A 19,066-nucleotide genomic window follows, 5' to 3' on the forward strand; every position below is an offset into this window, starting at 1 on the left:
AACAAATGACTATGCGCGATTCTCAAGAGCCAGAAGATCAAGCAATGAGTGTTGCCGAAGAGGGCAAGACACGTAAACGTCCGCGCCCTGGTGAGCGTCGCTTACAAATATTGCAAGTGCTCGCAGAGATGCTGCAGAACCCCAAGGCGGAGCGTGTCACTACCGCAGCTTTAGCGGCAAAAATTCAGGTATCTGAGGCTGCCCTCTATCGTCATTTCGCTAGCAAAGCGCAGATGTTTGAGGGTTTGATTGCCTTTATAGAGCAAACGGTCTTTGGTTTGATTAATCAGATCAATCAAAAAGAAGAATCCGGTCTTGCGCAAGCGAAGGGCATATTGCAGATGCTGCTCTTCTTTGCTGAAAAAAATCCAGGCATGACCCGTGTTTTGCTGGGTGACGCTCTTTTGCAGGAAGACGATCGCTTGCAAGAGCGTATCACGCAGGTCTTAGATCGGGTGGAGTCTTCACTCAAGCAAGCTTTGCGTATTGCGCAAACTGAGCGCGGTAATTTAGCTCAACTTGGTCAAGATGAAGTAAGCATTCGTGCCGCTCTATTAATGAGCTTTGTTTTGGGTCGCTGGCATCGTTTTGCGCGAAGTGGATTCAAAAAATTGCCAACCGAAGCATCTGAAATTAGTTTGCGCATTCTTCTTTCAGAATGAGTGAGTTACACCTCTCTAGAAACACTATTCACTTTGCCGAGCCCTTGCCTTTGCAGAGTGGCGCCGTTCTGGCTGGCTACAATTTAGTTATTGAAACTTATGGCAAGCTCAATGCAGACAAAAGTAATGCTGTTTTAATTTGCCATGCACTAAATGCATCGCACCATGTTGCTGGCCCTGATCCAGAAAATGATGCAGACATAGGTTGGTGGGACAACATGATTGGCCCCGGAAAACCGGTAGACACAGACAAGTTTTTTGTTATTGGCTTAAATAATTTAGGCTCCTGCTTTGGGTCAACTGGCCCGATGAGTCTTAACCCCGCTACTGGCAAGCCATACGGCGCCGACTTCCCGGTAGTTACGGTTGAGGATTGGGTAAATACACAGGCGCGCTTGGCTGACAAATTAGGTATCCGTCGTTTTGCAGCTGTCATGGGCGGAAGTTTGGGAGGCATGCAGGCCTTAGCTTGGGCTATCCAGTTTCCCAAGCGCTTGGCGCATTGCGTAGTGATTGCCTCTACACCAAAACTCAGCGCCCAAAATATTGCCTTTAACGAGGTGGCGCGCAATGCCATTTTGTCGGATCCTGATTTCCATGGCGGTAATTTTTATGAATACGGAGTCATTCCTAAGCGTGGCCTAAGGCTAGCGCGCATGATCGGCCATATCACTTATTTATCGGATGCCGACATGGCAGAAAAGTTTGGGCGTGAATTACAAAGGCCGCATGGTGAGTCCAATGACTACCGCTTTAGCTTTGATGTGGAGTTTGAAGTAGAGAGCTATCTACGCTATCAAGGCGATAAGTTTTCTACCTACTTTGACGCCAATACCTATTTGCTAATTACTCGCGCCCTAGACTATTTTGATCCCTCGCGCCGTTATGGCGGCAGCTTAAATCGCACGCTTGCTGAGGTGCAAGCAAAATTCTTAGTGGTGAGCTTTTCTACTGACTGGCGTTTTCCACCCAATCGCAGTCGTGAAATTGTGGAGTCGTTATTGAGCAATCGGAGTGAAGTCAGTTACGCCGAGATTGATGCTCCTCATGGCCACGACGCTTTTTTACTGGATGACCCGCGTTATCACAACTTGATTCGCGCTTATTTTGGACAAATGCTGGAGGTTCAAACATGATGCGCGCAGACTTTAAGGCCATTGCCGATTGGATTGCTCCGCACAGCCAAGTTTTAGACTTAGGTTGTGGCGATGGTGGTTTTCTGGAATATCTGCATAAGCAAAAACCCGTCCATGCTTACGGCGTTGAAATCGATGATGGACAAGTTTTATCTTGTGTAGAAAAAGGCTTGAATGTCATTCAGCAAAACCTGGAGGGCGGTCTAGCGCTTTTTGAGGACGACAGTTTTGACACGGTTGTCCTGTCGCAAACCTTGCAGACCATCCATCAAACAGAGAAGATCTTGCGTGAGGTAGTTCGGGTTGGCAAGGAGTCGGTAGTGTCCTTTCCGAACTTTGGTCATTGGTCGCATCGCTTGGCTGTTGGATTGGGCCGGATGCCAGTATCAAAAAGCCTGCCCTATCAGTGGTACAACACTCCCAATGTGCGCGTCCTGACCGTGGCCGACTTTGAAAAATTAGCATCGACCTTGGGTCTTAAAATAGTGGATCAATGCATCTTGCATGAGGGTCGCCCCGTCACTCTAATGCCCAATCTATTCGGCAGCTTGGCGCTCTTTCGTATTCGACGTGCTTAATGCAATCCGGTCATGGCTAAACGATTTTCGGGTTTACCTCGAATGGCCTTGCCTGCGAATGCTGTTTCTAGGTTTCTCAGCAGGATTGCCTTTATTGCTTATTCTTGGCACGCTCAGCTTTTGGTTGCGTGAAGCGGGTATTGATCGCAGCACCATTGGGTACTTGACTTGGGTCGGTCTGATCTATGCCTTTAAATGGTTATGGGCGCCACTAGTTGATCGGTTGCCCATTCCCTTCTTTTCTAGATGGTTGGGTAGAAGGCGGAGTTGGTTATTGTTGGCCCAAGCACTCATCATTGCAGGTCTTTTGGGAATGTCTACCTTAGATCCTAAGGTATCTCTGAACGCAATTGTGTGGTGTGCTCTATTGGTTGCATTTGGTTCAGCTACGCAAGATATCGCTTTGGACGCCTTTCGGATTGAATCGGCTGATAGCCAGCGGCAGGCTGCCTTAGCGGCTACATATCAAACAGGTTATCGCTTTGCCTTGATCTGGGCGGGTGCAGGCGTGTTGTGGCTAGCGGCTAGAGCGCAGATAGATTCCGCTATCTACGATCCCGGCGCATGGCAATTTGCCTATCGGTGGATGGCTGCTTCGATTGGTATTGGTGTGCTCACCACTTTATTGAGCAAGGAGCCAATCCGCGTCGTAATACCAAGAGCGCGGAACGCAAAAGCCTGGCTACATCAAACCCTGATCGAACCCTTTGCCGACTTTATTCAGCGCTATCGCTGGCACGCTGTGGCTATTCTTGGCCTAATTGCCATCTACCGAATTAGTGATGTGGTGATGGGAATTATGGCCAATCCCTTTTATGTGGATATGGGTTACACCAAAGATGAAGTAGCTGCGGTTAGTAAAGTATTTGGGGTCATCATGACTTTAGTGGGTGCTTTTATTGGTGGAGTTTTCACTATGCGCTTTGGGGTGATGCGGGTTCTATTTTTGGGTGCTTTTTTATCTTCTGCGAGTAACTTATTGTTTGCTTGGTTAGCCACGCGGGGCCATGATTTGCAAGGACTCATCTGGGTGATTTCCGCAGATAACCTGAGCTCAGGGATTGCAAGCGCGGCCTTTATCGCGTTTCTGTCATCGCTTACGAACGTGAAATATTCGGCGACGCAATATGCTTTATTCAGCTCCATGATGCTCTTGCTGCCGAAGTGGCTGGCGGGATTTTCTGGGGTGTTCGTAGATTCTTTTGGTTACCAAGCCTTCTTCTTTGGCACCGCCATTATTGGCGCTCCAGTCTTAATACTCGTCTGGCTGGTGATTCACTTCAAGCTAGTCGAATTTAAGCGGCACGATGCCCAAGTAGAGTAAAAAGCCTAGAGCTGCCAGTCGTAGTCCACTGTCAAGGGCGCATGATCTGAAAAGCGCTCTGCCTTATACACTGACGTTTTTTGCGCACTCGCTGCAATCCCTTGTGTAGCAAGGTGATAATCAATGCGCCACCCCACGTTCTTGGCATAGGCCTGACCCCGATTGCTCCACCAGGTGTAGCAGGCGTCCGTTGCCTCTGGCTCTAACTGGCGATACACATCGACGTATCCAACTTGATCGAATAGCTTAGTAAGCCACGCTCGCTCTTCTGGCAAGAAGCCAGAGTTCTTGAGGTTGCCTTTCCAGTTCTTGAGATCCATCTCGTGGTGGGCGATATTGACATCACCACAGAGCACTATTTCACGACCAGACTTTTTAAGCTCAATTAAGTGGGGCAAGAAAGAGTCGAGATAGCGGTATTTCGCTTCCTGGCGCTCAGGTGAGCTAGACCCAGAGGGCATGTATACCGAAAGAATAGAGAGCCTTTTAAAACGCACCTCAACATATCGCCCCTCAGCATCAAACTTAGCATTGCCATAGCCGTAAAGCACTTCATCGGGTTGGTGGGGGGTATAAATCCCGCAGCCGCTATAACCTTTTTTCTCAGCATGATGAAAGTAGGCATTCAAGCCATCTGGATGAAGAATGGCATCCTCCAAGTCGTCTTTCTGCGCCTTTAATTCTTGCATGCAAACAAAGTCAGGCTTTTGCTGAACTACCCAAGGTAGAAAGCCTTTTTTGACTGCGGAGCGAATACCGTTGAGGTTGGCAGAAATGATGCGTAACATGGAGGCCTATGAGCTCAAAAAATTCTAATCAAGATAACTTCATTCAATTCGCCTTAGAGGCAAATGTTTTGTCATTTGGGGAGTTTAAAACCAAAGCAGGACGTCTCTCACCTTATTTTTTTAATGCGGGTGGATTTAATGATGGCGCACGTTTACGTGCCTTAGGAAGCTACTACGCGAAAGCCTTGCAGCAGTCCAAAGTGGCTTTCGATATGTTGTATGGACCAGCCTATAAAGGCATCACGCTTGCGGCCGCCACTGCCATTGCTTTGGTTGATGAGGGGCGTAATGTTCCATATGCCTACAACCGGAAGGAAGCAAAAGATCACGGTGAGGGCGGCTCATTGGTGGGCGCACCCGTTAAAGGCAAGGTTGTGATTGTGGACGATGTGATCTCCGCCGGGACGTCGGTAAGAGAGTCAGTCAATCTGATTCGGGCGGCTGGCGCTGAGCCCGTCGCCGTTTTAATTGCCCTAGATCGTATGGAAAAGTCAGGTACTGCTGTTGACATTGGCGAGAAGTCTGCGGTACAGGCTGTCGAAGAGGAGCTGGGCTTACCCGTGATCGCTATTGCCAATTTAACCGACTTAATGTCTTTTTTAACTGCGTCGAGTGATGCACAGCTAAATCAATATTTGCCAGCAGTGCGGGCTTACCGAGAAAAGTACGGCATTTAGATCGAGGAAGACTTTAGCGATTTACTTTAAATCGCTACCTCGCCCTCAAAGACGGTCATGGCGGGACCAGTCATGATGACGGGCTGGGCCACGCCACCCCAAGCAACGAGTAAATCACCACCCCGAGTATGAACCGTGACTGGAGAGTCCAACAAGCCTCGACGAATGCCTGAGACTACCGCAGCACAAGCACCAGTGCCGCAGGCTAGGGTCTCACCCGCTCCTCGCTCAAAGACCCTTAAATGGATCTCATGGCGATTGAGTATTTGCATATATCCCGCATTGACTCGGTTTGGAAAGGCGCCATGCTTTTCTATCGAAGGCCCCTCTTCCAAAACGGGCGCGCTATTGATATCGCCGACTACCTGAACCGCATGCGGGTTACCCATCGACACAACCCCAACCCAACTATCGTGTGTGGCTGGCGTTGTCAAAGGTAAGGCATACAAGGTCTCATGAAATTCTTGCAGGGTATGAAGTCCTGCGGCATTAAATGGAATGAAGTCATGCTCAAAGATAGGTGCGCCCATATCCACCTCTACTTGACCATCGGGGTGTGACTTGAGGGTCAGCACGGTATGAGCCACCTCCACGCGAAGGGGGTTCTTAGAAGAGAGCCCTTGATCTTGTATGAAGCGCACAAAGCAACGCGAACCGTTGCCGCATTGCTCTACTTCGCCACCATCCGCATTAAAAATACGATACCGAAAATCAGCATCAGGTCGAGTGGCTTTTTCAACTATCAAAATTTGATCTGCGCCAACGCCTAACTGTCGGTGCGCTAACTTTCGCCATTGGTCGGGTGTGATGTTGGCAAGATCCTGATCAATTCCATTGAGCACAATGAAATCATTTCCAGCCCCGTGCATTTTGGTAAAGCGGAGTTTGCGGGAGGCTGTGTCCGAGGTTGGGTATAAAGTTGCGCTCACATGAGGTCCGATAAGTCAGGTTTTTTGATAGATGCTAGGCTCGCCAGGGGGCCGGTGTTTAAAGCGTTTATGTACCCAATAGTACTCCGCTGGTCTTTCGCGAACAAGGTCCTCAATGACTCGATTTAAACGCGCAGTGTCTTCTTCGACGCTATCGCTTGGGAAGTTTGGCAGAGGCGCGGTGATATTGCAGGTATAGCCGCGCAGATCCGGGTTGAGGGTGGTTGTCATGAGGCAGACTTCCGCCCCACTCATTTTGGCCAAACGAGACACTGAGGTAATGGTGCTTGTTTGAATGCCAAAGAAAGGCACAAAGATTGAATCGCGCGGTCCCAAATCAATATCAGGAGCAATGAAGATGAAATTCCCTGTTTGGATTTCTCGAATCAGGTCGCGTAGACGACTCTGCCTTTCGATGGATTTACCGCCAAAGCGATTACGCCACTCAATCATCTTTTGGTTGAAGAAGGGATTCTTCATGTTTTGATACAGGCCTGCACCTCGGGGCCAATCATGTTGACTGGCGAGAGCGGAGAGGGCCATAAAGCCACCCTCGAGCCCAACAAAATGAGGATTGATGAGGAGTCGCGGCTTGCGATCACCCAAAGTAATGGCCGACTTGATGGTGACAATATCCGTAATTTGTTTGCCACTACCCAACCAGATGCGACTTCTTTCCAAAACACTGCGACCAAATAACTTCCAATGCTGGAGTGCAAGATCGTCAATCTCTGTTTCGTTTAGGTTGGGAAAGCACAGGCGCAAATTGACTTTGACAACGCGGGCACGCTCATTGGGAATATGCGCAGCTAACCAACCCAAGCCATAGCCCATTTGCACCGTCATTGAGTAAGGCAAAAAAGCAAATAGACGCAGTAATTTAAGCGACAGGAAATTCAAGATGTTTTGTAAGTAAGTCATCGTGACCGTCTTATCAGTGGATGGCTTGTTCAGTCTCGGGCGGCAATTCTGCGCCAGCCGGATGTTTGTAGCGGTTGTACGCCCAAATAAACTGATTGGGCGCAATCAAAATGGCATTTTGGATGGCGATGTTCAGTTCGGTTGCCGCCGAAACTGAATCTTCAGGGAGTGGCGCCAAGCGAGTTGCTTGCATGAGCCATCCTTGACCAAGCGCCTTGCGTTTAGCAGTAAACATGACGATCGGGGTGTTGTTGCGATTGGCTAGACGGGCTGGCAAAGGAGTTGTGTAAGCAGGACGCCCAAAAAAGGGCACCCAAACCCCTTCACCGCCACTTGGAACTTGATCCGGCAGAATGCCTATGGCTTCCCCACGGGTGAGGGCGCGCGTCATTTGGCGCACCCCATGTAGATTCGTGGGCACAAAATGCATATTGGGATAAGAGCGACCCTCTTCCACTACCTCGTTAAGCCATTCTTGACGTGAGGGCCGATACAAAATAGTCGCTGGAAAATGTTGAGCTAGGACGCGGGGAATAATCTCGAAGCCACCAAGGTGGGGAGTCAACATGACTAAACCATGTCCCTCGCTAATAGCTGACTCCACTACGTCCCAATCTTGCACTTCGACCAACTTCAGGGCTTTTTGGGGATTACGCCAAATCCATAAGCTATCCGAAAACAGCATTCCAGAGGCCTTGACGGCAGTCCAAAGCGCTATTGGCAGGTGACGCGCCTGCATGACGGCCTCATATTGGGGGCGAAAAAGGGCGCGGTATTGCTGGGAGCCCGCATAAGCCAACATGCCTAAGGCAGCACCTATTATTTGGGTAAAACCAAGTGGGCAGGCGGCAATGAGCTTTAGGCCGATCTGAAGTAGGAATTTTCTCACCCTTCTATGATATTCAATGCTGAAGCAAGACCCTACTTCTTTATCAATTTGATGGCCTTCTTACTTTTGAGATAGAATGAATTCATCGCTGAGTTAAGGCAACTTGCAGGGCGATTCATAAATTCTGCTAAAGCGTCGCCGTTGTGGTTCCTGGCACGTCGAGTTGTCCATTAGATCGTGTTAATTTTCTTAAGGAATATGCAATGGCAAATGATTACTTCTTCACCTCAGAATCCGTCTCTGAAGGTCACCCAGACAAAGTTTCCGACCAAATCTCCGATGCCATCTTAGATGCCATTTTGGAGCAGGACCCCACTGCACGGGTCGCTGCAGAAACTCTGTGTAATACCGGATTAGTCGTTCTCGCCGGCGAAATTACCACCAATGCGAACGTAGACTACATCCAGATCGCCCGAAATACCTTGCGTGAAATCGGCTATGACAACACCGCATACGGCATTGACCATAAAGGTTGTGCTGTATTAGTGGCTTATGACAAACAGAGTCCTGACATTGCACAGGGTGTAGATCAGGCGCATGACGATGGCCTTGACCAAGGTGCTGGCGATCAGGGTCTGATGTTTGGCTATGCTTGTGATGAGACTACTGAGCTCATGCCCATGCCGATTCATTTGGCGCACCGTTTAGTGGAACGTCAGTCCCACTTACGTCGTGATGGCCGTTTAAATTGGTTGCGTCCTGACGCTAAGTCTCAAGTAACACTGCGCTATGTCGATGGCAAGCCTGATTCGATTGATACCGTCGTGTTATCCACTCAGCACGATGAAGAAATTTCGCTCGAGAAATTGCGCGAAGCGGTGATCGAAGAAATCATTAAACCGGTATTGCCTAAGCATCTCATTAAAGGCGCGATTAAATTCTTGGTCAATCCAACAGGCCGATTTGTGATCGGTGGCCCACAGGGTGACTGCGGTTTAACCGGGCGCAAAATTATTGTTGATACCTATGGTGGTGCAGCGCCCCATGGTGGTGGCGCTTTTTCCGGAAAAGATCCTTCCAAGGTGGATCGCTCAGCAGCCTATGCTGGCCGCTATGTTGCCAAGAACATCGTTGCCGCTGGTTTAGCGAGTAAGTGCTTGATTCAGATCTCTTACGCAATTGGCGTTGCTAAGCCCACATCCGTGATGGTGAGTACTTTTGGTACTGGCAAGATTGCCGATGAAAAGATCGCCCAATTGGTTTCTGAGCACTTTGACTTGCGCCCCAAGGGCATTGTGAAAATGCTGAACCTCTTGCGTCCAATTTATCGCAAAACCGCTGCATACGGCCATTTTGGTCGTGAAGAGCCTGAATTCACTTGGGAGCAGTGTGATAAAGCGCCTGCATTACGTGCAGCAGCTGGCCTATCAGCCTAATAAGTGGTGATAGTTAAGTAGTAATACAGTCGAACATGGCGAAATTGATTACAATTTCGCCATGCCTTCAAGGAGCGTTGCAAGGAATACTGCGAACCAGTGTTTCCCCAGGCTTGAAGGGAGTGAGTCCTTAGTAACCCGAGGACCTGCTAATTGCAACCGCGCTCGCTAACCCATGATTCAATGGCTAGCGAGTATCTACTCCAGCGTTGAATCGTATTTAGCTGGAGCTTTCATGAGCACTGTTACAGATTTAAACGAATTCGTTGCAACGCGTTGCGCGATTGCAGATATTTCCTTATCGGATTTTGGCCGCAAAGAAATTGCGATTGCCGAAACTGAGATGCCTGGCCTGATAGCAATTCGTGATGAATTCGCAACGCAACAACCCTTGCGTGGGGCGCGCATCACTGGCTCCTTGCACATGACCATTCAAACAGCGGTATTGATTGAAACGCTCGAAGCCTTGGGTGCAGAAGTGCAATGGGCTTCCTGTAATATTTTCTCCACTCAGGATCATGCCGCCGCAGCCATTGCTGCCAACGGTACCCCCGTGTTTGCGATTAAAGGTGAGACCCTCGAGCAGTATTGGGATTACACGCACCGCATCTTCGAGTGGGCGGATGGCGGTTACACCAATATGATTTTGGATGATGGTGGCGACGCAACTTTGTTGCTACACCTAGGTGCCCGTGCTGAAAAAGATCAAGCTTGCATCAGCCACCCTAGTAGCGAAGAAGAAACAATCTTGTTTGCCGCTATCAAGAACAAGCTGGCCATTGACCCTACTTGGTACTCAACGCGCTTAGCTAAAGTTAAAGGCGTCACCGAAGAAACTACTACTGGCGTACATCGCCTCTATCAAATGTTTGCTAAGGGCGAATTGATGTTCCCAGCAATCAACGTAAATGACTCCGTGACTAAGAGTAAGTTCGACAATCTCTATGGTTGCCGCGAATCTTTAGTTGACGCAATCAAGCGTGCAACGGATGTCATGGTGGCTGGTAAGGTTGCTGTGGTCTGTGGTTACGGCGATGTGGGTAAAGGCTCAGCGCAAGCCTTGCGTGCTTTGTCAGCACAAGTATGGGTGACCGAAGTCGATCCTATTTGCGCTTTGCAAGCAGCTATGGAAGGCTATCGCGTTGTAACCATGGATTACGCTGCTGATAAAGCCGATATCTTTGTTTCCGCGACCGGTAACTACCATGTGATTACCCATGACCATATGGTGAAGATGAAGAACCAAGCCATCGTTTGTAACATTGGCCACTTTGATAATGAAATCGATATTGCTGGTATTGAAAAATACCGTTGGGAAGAAATCAAGCCCCAAGTTGACCATGTGATTTTCCCTGCGAGCAATGGCTTGCCAGAGAGACGCATCATCATTTTGGCAAAAGGCCGTTTAGTAAATCTGGGCTGTGGTACTGGACACCCTTCTTACGTCATGAGCTCCTCTTTTGCAAACCAAGTGATTGCACAGATTGAATTGTGGAATGCGGTAGGGACTGATAAATACCCAGTCGGCGTCTACACCTTGCCTAAGCACTTAGATGAAAAAGTGGCGCGTTTACAGCTCAAAACTCTCAATGCGCAATTAACGGTTTTATCTGACCAGCAGGCCACCTACATTGGTGTAACAAAGGAAGGTCCATACAAGACCGACCACTATCGTTATTAATCAGAAAGTAGACAGGCCCAAGATCATGGAATTAAGTATTGAATTCTTCCCTCCAAAAACACCAGAGGGAGAAAACAAGTTACGGCTGGTGCGCGAGCGTTTGAGTGAGGAACTCAAGCCCGCGTTTTATTCCGTGACCTTTGGGGCTGGCGGCTCTACGCAGTCAGGGACATTAAAGGTAGTGAGTGATATTCACGCTGCTGGCGCAAGCGTAGCGCCCCATTTATCTTGTGTTGGCAGTTCGCGCGATAGCGTGCGCGAGATGCTCAAGCAGTATCAAGCTTTAGGCATTAAGCGTATTGTCGCTTTACGCGGTGACCTGCCATCTGGTATGGGGCAGTACGGTGAGTTCCATCACGCTAATGAATTAGTGGAATTTATTCGTCTCGAGACAGGCGACTGGTTTCATATTGATGTTGCAGCTTATCCAGAAAGTCACCCGCAAGCAAAGTCACCAGCGAGTGATATTGGCTTCTTTGTACAAAAAATGAAAGCGGGCGCGAATTCCGCGGTGACCCAGTATTTTTATAACAGCGATGCTTACTTCCGTTTTGTGGATGAGGCATACGACTTAGGAGTTACCCAGCCAATCATCCCTGGGATCATGCCGATTACCAATAGTACGCAACTGCTGCGTTTTTCAGATGCCTGCGGCGCTGAAATTCCTCGTTGGATTCGTTTGCGTTTGCAATCCTATGGTGATGACACTGCTTCTATCCGCGCTTTTGGCGAAGAGGTGGTAACTGACTTGTGCGACCAACTATTGTCTGTTGGCGCGCCCGGTATCCATTTTTACTCCCTCAATCAAGCGGATGCCGTTCTTGGCATCACCGAGAATCTGAATTTACCGAGCTGAGTTGTGGATGCCTGATTCGGTCAGCATGATGTCCAGAGGTTCATCATGCGTTTGACTTTGCCATTGGGCATCATTGAGTTTTTGCCAATCAAAACCAATACCCACGCAGAGTAAGTCTGGTTTAGCCTGTCTTAATTGGGCTAAGGTGCGGTCAAAGTAGCCACCACCGTAGCCAAGGCGCCAAAAATAGTGCCTAGTTGCACTCATCGATTCAGACCAGCCTACGCAAGGAATCAAAATACAGTCTGGCGCGATTTGAGCCCTACGCGGATTATTGGGATCAGGCTCGGGTACGCCGTGCTGACTAGGAATTAAGGTGTCACCCTCTTGCCAAGCATAAAAATCTAAATGTTTGTCTGGGCGTGCAAAAGGTAAGCAGAGCCGTCGCGCTTTATCCTCCTCGACCCAAGTGAGCAAAGAACCGCGCAGATCAACTTCATCTTGAATTGGCCAATATAGGGCGATAGATCCTAAGCGAGAGGCGTTCTTTTGGAGAAAGTCCTGCAAATGAGAGAGCAGGGCGGTCTTTAAGGGCACATCGTCGCCGCAAGCCGCAAAGCTTTTTCTTTGCGCCAATAAGTCTTGACGGAGGGTTTTTACAGAATTGCCGTGCATAACCGACATTATCAGGCGAAAATTGAGAAATGAAGTCATTGCTGAAGCACAGTCTTCGGAGCAATAAAGAAGTACCATTTTTAATGATTTAAATAAGGCTGGAAATTGAAAAAGAAGTTTGGAACGCGAAAAAGCACATATCCGCTTTGCTTCGGAGCGCTGCTCTTGGCTTTTGCTATGGGCAGCCCGAGCCAGGCAGCTGACGCCGTTAAGAAATCGAGTCAAGCCAAGTCGTATGTAAATAAGGTAACAGCAGCGGATCTTACCGATAGCGACCGAACTTTCATGGAATTACGTGAAGCCGCTAAAAAGAATGACGTACCGCGCACCCAACAACTTGCAGCTAGCTTAGTGAACTACCCATACGACGATTACGTTGCCTACTTTCGCATCAAGCCACAGTTATTTGATAGTGCTGGAGGCGCTCGTGCAGACACCATTGCAGATTCTCAAGTTCTGGCTTTTTTAAATCAATATCAAGGCAGCGCTCTCGCTGATCGGATGCGGAACGATTGGTTATTGGTTTTGGGTAAGCGTAAGGACTGGGCCCGCTTTGACGCCGAATACCCTAAGTTTGTATTGGACGATGACACCCAAGTAAAGTGCTACGCCCTGCAAGCAAAATTAGCACAGGGAGAAAACCCAACGAAAGTGGGAATAGACGCCCGTGCCGTGCTGACCGATCCGCGTTATTACGGACAGGCCTGTCAAGAGCTTGTGCCCGCTTTAGCGGGGGCTGGTGGACTCAGCCCAAGTGAAGCCAAGGCTTTGGGCCGAGCAGCCAGTGAAATGGGTTTTGACACTATGGCGCGCCGTGTAGGTGGAGAAGATCCGATTGCGGATATCGTGAAAGCTGCCAAAGCCGACCCAGCAAAAACTTATAAAGAGTTTTCACGCAATGCCGCGCGTTACAGCAAAGAGAACCAAGCGGTTGCTTGGGGAGTCATTGGCCAGTTTTTGGCAAAATCATTGGATTCAAATGCGGATGATGCCTATCGTTTGCAACAAGAGTTGGGTTACAACGAGCTTTTATCCACCGAAAGTCAAGAGTGGAAAGTGCGCGCTGGTTTGCGAGCAAAAGATTGGACCTTAGTGAAAGGTGGAATTGAGGGTATGAACCCAGCTGTGCGGACTAAAGACCCCGCATGGACCTATTGGTACGGACGCGCTCTAGCAGTGAGCGGTCAAAATGACAAAGCGCGCGAAAATTTTGAGCTGATTGCAGACCAGTTCAACTTCTATGGACAACTAGCGCGTGAAGAGCTGGGTAAAAGCAATCACGCGCCTGCTAAAACTAAAGTGACAGATCAAGAAATCGATGCGATGGCCACGCGCAAGGGCTTTGTCAGGGGTGAGCGCTTATATGCCATGAATCTGCGCTTTGAAGGCAATCGTGAATGGAATTGGGAATTGCGCAATATGAGTGATAAGCAGTTGCTCGCTTCGGCCGAATATGCCAAACGGATTAGTCTGTATGACCGCGTAGTGAATACTGCGGATCGAACTAAGCAAGAGCATGACTTTAGTTTGCGTTATCCAACGCCTTACCGAGATGAACTGTCCCCGATTGCCAAGCAAATAGATTTGAACTTAGCTTGGACCTACGGATTGATTCGTCAAGAATCTCGCTTCATCATGAACGCCTCCTCTTCAGTCGGTGCCTCTGGATTAATGCAGGTGATGCCGAATACTGCCAAGTATGTTGCAAAGAAAATTGGTATGACTTCTTACACCAACGAGCGTTTGAGTGATACTGGTACGAATCTGACTTTGGGAAGCAACTATCTCAATATGGTTCTTGGCGATTTAGATGGTTCATGGGTGTTGGCATCGGCCGCCTATAACGCGGGCCCGTCTCGATCAAAAGCCTGGCGTGAAAAACTCACCAGCCCCACTGAGGGCGCCATCTTTGTTGAAACCATTCCATTTAATGAGACACGCACTTACGTGAAGAATGTCTTAGCCAACGCGACTTATTATTCAGCGGTAATGAACGGCCAAGTGCAATCTTTAAAGCAGCGCTTAGGCGTCATTGCTCCTAAAGTAGCCTCTCAATCAGAATTACCCTAAGCACTTCTCACCATTGGAACTCTATGAAATATGACATCTTATTGATCGGCGGCAATGGCTTTGTTGGTAGAGTCCTAGCCGCCCAATTACAGGCCGCAGGATATTCCGTATTAATGCCAACCCGTCACATGGCCAGTGCGCGTGAATTACGGATGTTGCCAAAGATTCATCTTGAAGAGGCAGATGTACAAGAGTTCGATGATTTACAAAAACTGTGCGCTCGGATCAAGCCAAGTGGGGCAGTCATTAACTTGGTCGGAATGTTGCATGACAAACCGGGTGAGCCCTATGGCTCAGGATTTAAAGCCGCTCATGTAGATTTACCTAAAAATATTATTACCGCAATGCAATTGGCCGGCCTCAAGCGCTACCTTCATATGAGTGCCTTAGGCGCAGACTCGCATGGACCTTCTATGTATCAGCGAAGCAAGGGCGATGGTGCGGCTGCAGTGGTGGCCAGCAATTTAGATTGGACTATTTTTAGGCCTTCCGTAGTATTTGGAGCGCAAGATCAATTCATTAACCTTTTCGCCAAGCTCACCAAGTTTTTACCAGTTATGCCTTTGGCACATTCAGGAGCGCAGTTTCAGCCGGTGAGCGTCGATGATGTAGCCAGTGCGTTTACTAAGTCACTCAAGATGCCAAATACGATTCATCAGTCATATGATTTGGTTGGTCCTACCGTTTACACCATGAAACAGATTGTGGAGTTTGCGGCTAAGAAGGTGCATAGTAAGTGCGTGATTATTCCTGTGCCTGATTTTGTAGGCTATTTGCAAGCCCTTGCTTTTGAATATCTACCGCTGCCTACTTTAATGTCGCGGGACAATATCGACTCAATGAAGTCGCCTAATATTTTGCCGCTCAATGGCCAAGATGCCCTTACTGATGTGTTCGGGATCAGTCGACGCACACTTGAAGGCATGAAATAAGCCAATGAAAATCTATGCTGTAGGCGGAGCCATACGAGATACTCTGATGGCTTTGCCTGTGCACGATGTGGATTATGTCGTCGTGGGTGCTAGCGTCGATGAGATGCTTGCACTAGGATTTCGCCCAGTTGGAAAAGATTTCCCCGTTTTTTTGCATCCAGATACTCAGGCTGAGTATGCCTTGGCACGCACGGAGCGTAAGACCGGCGTAGGGTACAGGGGCTTCATGTTCTATGCTGACCCCACGGTGACTTTAGAAGAAGATTTGGAGCGCCGCGATTTGACGATTAACGCCATGGCGCAAGAAGTAGATGCCAATGGTCAGTGGTTCGGCCCGATTATCGATCCTTACAATGGTCAAGAAGATTTAGCTAAAAAAGTATTTCGTCATGTCTCGGATGCGTTTGCAGAGGACCCTCTCCGCCTATTGCGGATCGCCCGTTTCGCTGCGCGCTTTCCTGAATTTATTGTTGCAGCAGAAACATTAGATGCTCTAAAGGCCATTGTGCATTCAGGCGAGTTAGCAGCCTTATCCCCTGAGCGAGTTTGGCAAGAGTTGGCTAGGGGCTTTATTGCTGACAAGCCAATGCGTATGTTTCAAGTGTTACTCGATACGGGAGCAGCAAAAGCACTCTTGCCTGAAGCTTTAGTGAACGAACTGGTAGAAGAGTCTTATCGTGAAGAATTGATCGCATACCTGCATGCAAGTGATGTGCGTCTTGAAAATCGCTGCGCAGTCGTGTTGATGCATTTGCCTGCACAGGAGATTCGTGACTGGTCTGAGCAGGTGCGCATGCCTCATGAGGTGCGGGACTTCTGTGAAATTTTCAGCACCTTGCATCAACTAACCATGCAGCATAAAGATGGGGCCTATCAAGCAAATGGGGTTTTGACTTGGTTTAATCGCGCCGATGTTTGGCGTAAACCAGAGCGTGCTCAAGCTTTAATGAAGTTGGCGCAGAGCATAGGCGTTCAAGTCAGCCGTTTAAACGAGGCGATGTTGGCTGCTCAACAACTTAATCCAGCTGAAATCATTGTGAGACTTTCAGAAGTCGATCGCTTGAACGGCGAGCGGATTAAGAGTGCTGTTGAAGAAGCGCGCTTGTTGGCAATTGCTACAGCTCTCTAGCGCGCTCTAAATTACAGTCGGTTCCTGCCCCTGAGTCCCGGCAAATCTTCTAATCTGTAATCGGGTAATAAAGTCTGCAATTTCTTTGAGAAAGCGAAGGCTTTAAAGAGTTCGCCCATCTCAGCTTCAGACAATAGTTTTTGCAGAGCATTCGAGATGGGCAAAAATATTTCTGGCTTAGTAGGGTCTCCTATTTCCAAGGCGATATCGCCAATACCCGCATCTAGCAAATAGGCTGCTTGATTAGTGAGAAAAACATCATCTACGTTTTCTGCCAGCGCATTACGAGCCAGTTGCAGCCACTCCACGTGGGTCGTTAAATCACACAGACCCGGTAAATGAAAGGGGTCTTGAATAGCATGGTGGCGATGATGCGCCATTAAAGTCCCCGCCAGTCTTTGCGGATGGTAATACTCGTTTTCTGGAAACCCATAATCAAAGGTCAGAAATAAGCCGGTGTCCAATTGTTGTGCCACATGACGGATCCACGCGTTGGCTTGTAAATGGAGTTCAGTCACATAGCCCTCTGAAAAGTGACTGGTAAGCAAGGCCTCGGGTAGTAAATCTTGCTCAACAGGTTGCCCACTTTTCCAAAGGAATTGATCATTTGCAAATGTGACCCCGTACCAATACCAAAAACCATTCTGATAGATGATGGCCTCACAAGGGATGGCATCAATCACCTCGTTTGCCAAAATAATGCCTTGATAGTCTTTTGGTAGCGCAGTTAACCAAGTGCATTGTGTTGGGAGTGCTTTTTCAGTGAGCAGCTGGCTGAGTCGCTTTTCTTGTTTTTGCGCAAGATCGGGAGAGATTTCAATGATGTCGTAACGATCTAGCCCAAAATCAAGCTCAGCAAGACGGCTTAGGATGGATTGCGCTAGTTTTCCAGTGCCAGCACCAAACTCCAGAATTTGTGTGGGTAGGCCTCTAGCCTTCAAGCCCTCCAATATGGGTAGCAAGGTAGTGACAATAGTTGCACCAAAAAGCGGTGAAAGCTCAGGCGCTGTAGTGAAATCTCCGCCTGCCCCTAATTTATGGGCTCCCGCGCTGTAGTAACCGAAGCCAGGCTCATATAAGGCCATCTCCATATAGCGGGAAAAGGGGATCCAACCGCCCCGAGAATCAATTTCATGGGCAATTTTTGTACTAAGGAGCTGGCTGTGCTCCATTTCTGCGCTGGTCAAGGTAATATCCATAGTCGCTAGTCTAAGAGAATTTAAGTGAACCCCAGTTCAATACCTACCGCGCAGCAAAAGAAAGCAGTCTTAGTGACTGGCGCAGCAAAGCGCCTGGGTCGCGAAATCGCCTTAGCTTTTGCTAGACAAGGCTGGGATGTAGCCGTCCATTATGGCCAATCTGCTAGAGAAGCGTTTGCCACTGTGGAAGAGATTCGAGAATTAGGGTCGAATGCGCAGGCTTTTCAGGCTGACTTGGGGCAGGAGGCAGAGGTGAAGCGCCTATTTAGCGACGTGGTGAACACCTTTGACAACCTGCATTGCGTTATTAACAGCGCCTCCATCTTTGAGTATGACCGCGCCAATTCTCCCACTCCATTAAGTTTTCCAAGCTTGCAAGAGCATATGCAGGTGAATGTCGCCGCTCCTATTTTGCTTTCTCAGTTGATGTTCGATTGGTGTAAATCTCAAGACAATCCGCTGGCAGTGGTCCCCGAGATTATTCCCTCCGTGATTCACTTGCTAGATCAAAAGTTAATTAATCCTAATCCGGATTATTTGTCATACACCTTATCTAAGAGCGCGCTACTTGCTTCGGTGGAGTTGCTGGCAATGGACTGTGCTCCCCACCTGCGCGTAGTCGGTTTGGCTCCCGGCATTTCTCTGCCATCGGGCGATCAAACTGAAACTGGTTTTGCGCAGGCTCATCAAATGACGCCTTTACGAAAATCTTCCACTCCAAATGACATCGCGTCAGCCGCACTCTTTTTGGCTAATGCGACTGCTATTACCGGTACAACTCTCTACGTAGACGGTGGCCAACATTTGCTGCCATCGACTCGTGATGTGATGTTTAAAACAAATTAATACACTATTAAAAAATAATAAAGAGAACCTGCATGCATACAATCTTGACTCATCCTGCTTTAGTTGATTGTCGCCGTCTCTTTCTGCGTGACTATGAAATTTATATCAATATCGGTGTCCATGATTTTGAAAAACTCGCAGAACAGCGCGTTACCTTGAATGTCGATTTATATATTCCGCTTTCGATGAGCACTCCCTCCATGGATCAATTAAACGAAGTAGTGGACTACGACTTCATGCGCGAGACCATCAAGACTATTGCCTCGCAGGGCCATATCCAATTGCAAGAAACCTTTTGTGATGACATTCTTGCGGCCATGTTGAAGCATCCCAAGGTTCTGGCTGCGCGCGTAAGCACCGCTAAACCCGATGTCTATCCAGATTGTCATTCTGTCGGCGTCGAAGTCTTTCGCATGAAGCCACAATAACGAACGGTGAAGAGAAGAGAATCGATAGAG

General features: G+C 48.5%; 19 protein-coding genes and 1 riboswitch. Of the genes, 13 read left to right on the forward strand and 6 right to left on the reverse strand.

What is annotated here, in order from left to right:
• The first annotated feature begins 5 nt into the window (after positions 1 to 5).
• The 4 genes from slmA to CP950_RS00310 are packed head-to-tail and all read left to right on the forward strand — an operon-like array spanning position 6 to position 3,700.
• Positions 6 to 662, forward strand: a complete 657-nt coding sequence (gene slmA, locus CP950_RS00295) for a nucleoid occlusion factor SlmA (protein WP_419185551.1) — start codon at positions 6 to 8, stop codon at positions 660 to 662.
• Positions 659 to 1,798 (forward strand): homoserine O-succinyltransferase MetX, encoded by a 1,140-nt coding sequence (metX, locus tag CP950_RS00300; protein WP_096671873.1) that lies wholly within the window; start codon positions 659 to 661, stop codon positions 1,796 to 1,798. The genes slmA and metX overlap by 4 nt, the downstream gene beginning before the upstream one ends.
• Entirely contained in the window at positions 1,795 to 2,376 is a 582-nt protein-coding gene (metW, locus tag CP950_RS00305; protein ID WP_096671874.1) for a methionine biosynthesis protein MetW, read from the forward strand. The genes metX and metW overlap by 4 nt, the downstream gene beginning before the upstream one ends.
• Positions 2,333 to 3,700, forward strand: coding sequence for an AmpG family muropeptide MFS transporter (locus tag CP950_RS00310; protein WP_419185562.1), 1,368 nt, complete (start codon positions 2,333 to 2,335; stop codon positions 3,698 to 3,700). Before metW ends, CP950_RS00310 begins: the two co-directional genes overlap by 44 nt.
• 5 nt (positions 3,701 to 3,705) lie before the next feature.
• Here CP950_RS00310 and CP950_RS00315 read toward each other — a convergent pair whose 3' ends face one another.
• Complete coding sequence (locus CP950_RS00315; RefSeq protein WP_096671876.1) at positions 3,706 to 4,488, reverse strand: exodeoxyribonuclease III; 783 nt, start codon at positions 4,486 to 4,488, stop codon at positions 3,706 to 3,708.
• An 8-nt stretch (positions 4,489 to 4,496) separates the two neighbouring features.
• On the opposite strand from CP950_RS00315, the gene pyrE reads away from it, so the two are divergent.
• On the forward strand, positions 4,497 to 5,165 hold the full coding sequence (gene pyrE, locus CP950_RS00320; protein WP_096671877.1) for an orotate phosphoribosyltransferase: 669 nt from the start codon (positions 4,497 to 4,499) through the stop codon (positions 5,163 to 5,165).
• Between the two features lie 26 nt (positions 5,166 to 5,191).
• Here pyrE and dapF read toward each other — a convergent pair whose 3' ends face one another.
• The 3 genes from dapF to CP950_RS00335 all read right to left on the reverse strand — a co-directional run bounded on the left by dapF (position 5,192) and on the right by CP950_RS00335 (position 7,904).
• Positions 5,192 to 6,034, reverse strand: a complete 843-nt coding sequence (gene dapF, locus CP950_RS00325) for a diaminopimelate epimerase (protein ID WP_096672378.1) — start codon at positions 6,032 to 6,034, stop codon at positions 5,192 to 5,194.
• Positions 6,035 to 6,109: 75 nt separating this feature from the next.
• Positions 6,110 to 7,015, reverse strand: coding sequence for an LpxL/LpxP family acyltransferase (locus tag CP950_RS00330; protein ID WP_096671878.1), 906 nt, complete (start codon positions 7,013 to 7,015; stop codon positions 6,110 to 6,112).
• A gap of 13 nt (positions 7,016 to 7,028) precedes the next feature.
• Positions 7,029 to 7,904 carry a lysophospholipid acyltransferase family protein gene (locus tag CP950_RS00335; protein WP_096671879.1) on the reverse strand — a complete coding sequence of 292 codons (876 nt, stop codon included), beginning with the start codon at positions 7,902 to 7,904 and terminating at the stop codon, positions 7,029 to 7,031.
• Between the two features lie 203 nt (positions 7,905 to 8,107).
• Here CP950_RS00335 and metK point away from each other — a divergent pair, with 203 nt between their 5' ends.
• The 3 genes from metK (at position 8,108) to metF (ending at position 11,817) form a co-directional block, all read left to right on the forward strand.
• The gene (gene metK / locus CP950_RS00340; RefSeq protein ID WP_096671880.1) at positions 8,108 to 9,280 is read left to right on the forward strand and encodes a methionine adenosyltransferase; all 1,173 of its coding nucleotides are present in this window, start codon (positions 8,108 to 8,110) and stop codon (positions 9,278 to 9,280) included.
• A gap of 63 nt (positions 9,281 to 9,343) precedes the next feature.
• A riboswitch (S-adenosyl-L-homocysteine riboswitch) is annotated at positions 9,344 to 9,454 on the forward strand.
• Positions 9,455 to 9,515: 61 nt separating this feature from the next.
• On the forward strand, positions 9,516 to 10,961 hold the full coding sequence (gene ahcY, locus CP950_RS00345; protein WP_096672379.1) for an adenosylhomocysteinase: 1,446 nt from the start codon (positions 9,516 to 9,518) through the stop codon (positions 10,959 to 10,961).
• Between the two features lie 25 nt (positions 10,962 to 10,986).
• Positions 10,987 to 11,817 (forward strand): methylenetetrahydrofolate reductase [NAD(P)H], encoded by an 831-nt coding sequence (metF, locus tag CP950_RS00350; RefSeq protein WP_096671881.1) that lies wholly within the window; start codon positions 10,987 to 10,989, stop codon positions 11,815 to 11,817.
• Here metF and CP950_RS00355 read toward each other — a convergent pair.
• Entirely contained in the window at positions 11,806 to 12,441 is a 636-nt protein-coding gene (locus tag CP950_RS00355) for a 5-formyltetrahydrofolate cyclo-ligase (protein WP_096671882.1), read from the reverse strand. The two genes, metF and CP950_RS00355, sit on opposite strands and share 12 nt — an antisense overlap.
• 168 nt (positions 12,442 to 12,609) lie before the next feature.
• Here CP950_RS00355 and CP950_RS00360 point away from each other — a divergent pair, with 168 nt between their 5' ends.
• Genes CP950_RS00360 through CP950_RS00370 form a run of 3 tightly spaced genes read left to right on the forward strand, consistent with a single transcriptional unit; the run spans position 12,610 to position 16,563 of the window.
• Positions 12,610 to 14,502 carry a lytic transglycosylase domain-containing protein gene (locus CP950_RS00360; protein ID WP_096672380.1) on the forward strand — a complete coding sequence of 631 codons (1,893 nt, stop codon included), beginning with the start codon at positions 12,610 to 12,612 and terminating at the stop codon, positions 14,500 to 14,502.
• A gap of 23 nt (positions 14,503 to 14,525) precedes the next feature.
• Positions 14,526 to 15,434, forward strand: coding sequence for a complex I NDUFA9 subunit family protein (locus CP950_RS00365; protein WP_096671883.1), 909 nt, complete (start codon positions 14,526 to 14,528; stop codon positions 15,432 to 15,434).
• Positions 15,435 to 15,438: 4 nt separating this feature from the next.
• Positions 15,439 to 16,563 (forward strand): tRNA nucleotidyltransferase/poly(A) polymerase-related protein, encoded by a 1,125-nt coding sequence (locus CP950_RS00370; RefSeq protein WP_096671884.1) that lies wholly within the window; start codon positions 15,439 to 15,441, stop codon positions 16,561 to 16,563.
• Between the two features lie 11 nt (positions 16,564 to 16,574).
• Here CP950_RS00370 and CP950_RS00375 read toward each other — a convergent pair whose 3' ends face one another.
• Positions 16,575 to 17,762, reverse strand: a complete 1,188-nt coding sequence (locus CP950_RS00375; RefSeq protein ID WP_096671885.1) for a class I SAM-dependent methyltransferase — start codon at positions 17,760 to 17,762, stop codon at positions 16,575 to 16,577.
• Between the two features lie 24 nt (positions 17,763 to 17,786).
• On the opposite strand from CP950_RS00375, the gene CP950_RS00380 reads away from it, so the two are divergent.
• The gene (locus CP950_RS00380) at positions 17,787 to 18,608 is read left to right on the forward strand and encodes an SDR family oxidoreductase (RefSeq protein ID WP_096671886.1); all 822 of its coding nucleotides are present in this window, start codon (positions 17,787 to 17,789) and stop codon (positions 18,606 to 18,608) included.
• 32 nt (positions 18,609 to 18,640) lie between these two features.
• Positions 18,641 to 19,036 carry a dihydroneopterin aldolase gene (locus CP950_RS00385; RefSeq protein WP_096671887.1) on the forward strand — a complete coding sequence of 132 codons (396 nt, stop codon included), beginning with the start codon at positions 18,641 to 18,643 and terminating at the stop codon, positions 19,034 to 19,036.
• The last annotated feature ends 30 nt before the right edge of the window (positions 19,037 to 19,066 follow it).

This window comes from Polynucleobacter meluiroseus, assembly GCF_900205755.1.
GTDB classification, from domain to species: Bacteria; Pseudomonadota; Gammaproteobacteria; order Burkholderiales; family Burkholderiaceae; genus Polynucleobacter; species Polynucleobacter meluiroseus.

Excerpts from the sequence above, each read along its gene's own strand:
- slmA (WP_419185551.1), top strand. The coding sequence starts at position 6 with ATGACTATGCGCGATTCTCAAGAGCCAGAAGATCAAGCAATGAGTGTT.
- metX (WP_096671873.1), top strand. The coding sequence starts at position 659 with ATGAGTGAGTTACACCTCTCTAGAAACACTATTCACTTTGCCGAGCCC.
- metW (WP_096671874.1), top strand. The coding sequence starts at position 1,795 with ATGATGCGCGCAGACTTTAAGGCCATTGCCGATTGGATTGCTCCGCAC.
- CP950_RS00315 (WP_096671876.1), bottom strand. The coding sequence starts at position 4,488 with ATGTTACGCATCATTTCTGCCAACCTCAACGGTATTCGCTCCGCAGTC.
- pyrE (WP_096671877.1), top strand. The coding sequence starts at position 4,497 with ATGAGCTCAAAAAATTCTAATCAAGATAACTTCATTCAATTCGCCTTA.
- dapF (WP_096672378.1), bottom strand. The coding sequence starts at position 6,034 with ATGCACGGGGCTGGAAATGATTTCATTGTGCTCAATGGAATTGATCAG.
- CP950_RS00330 (WP_096671878.1), bottom strand. The coding sequence starts at position 7,015 with ATGACTTACTTACAAAACATCTTGAATTTCCTGTCGCTTAAATTACTG.
- metK (WP_096671880.1), top strand. The coding sequence starts at position 8,108 with ATGGCAAATGATTACTTCTTCACCTCAGAATCCGTCTCTGAAGGTCAC.
- ahcY (WP_096672379.1), top strand. The coding sequence starts at position 9,516 with ATGAGCACTGTTACAGATTTAAACGAATTCGTTGCAACGCGTTGCGCG.
- metF (WP_096671881.1), top strand. The coding sequence starts at position 10,987 with ATGGAATTAAGTATTGAATTCTTCCCTCCAAAAACACCAGAGGGAGAA.
- CP950_RS00355 (WP_096671882.1), bottom strand. The coding sequence starts at position 12,441 with ATGTCGGTTATGCACGGCAATTCTGTAAAAACCCTCCGTCAAGACTTA.
- CP950_RS00360 (WP_096672380.1), top strand. The coding sequence starts at position 12,610 with ATGGGCAGCCCGAGCCAGGCAGCTGACGCCGTTAAGAAATCGAGTCAA.
- CP950_RS00365 (WP_096671883.1), top strand. The coding sequence starts at position 14,526 with ATGAAATATGACATCTTATTGATCGGCGGCAATGGCTTTGTTGGTAGA.
- CP950_RS00370 (WP_096671884.1), top strand. The coding sequence starts at position 15,439 with ATGAAAATCTATGCTGTAGGCGGAGCCATACGAGATACTCTGATGGCT.
- CP950_RS00375 (WP_096671885.1), bottom strand. The coding sequence starts at position 17,762 with ATGGATATTACCTTGACCAGCGCAGAAATGGAGCACAGCCAGCTCCTT.
- CP950_RS00385 (WP_096671887.1), top strand. The coding sequence starts at position 18,641 with ATGCATACAATCTTGACTCATCCTGCTTTAGTTGATTGTCGCCGTCTC.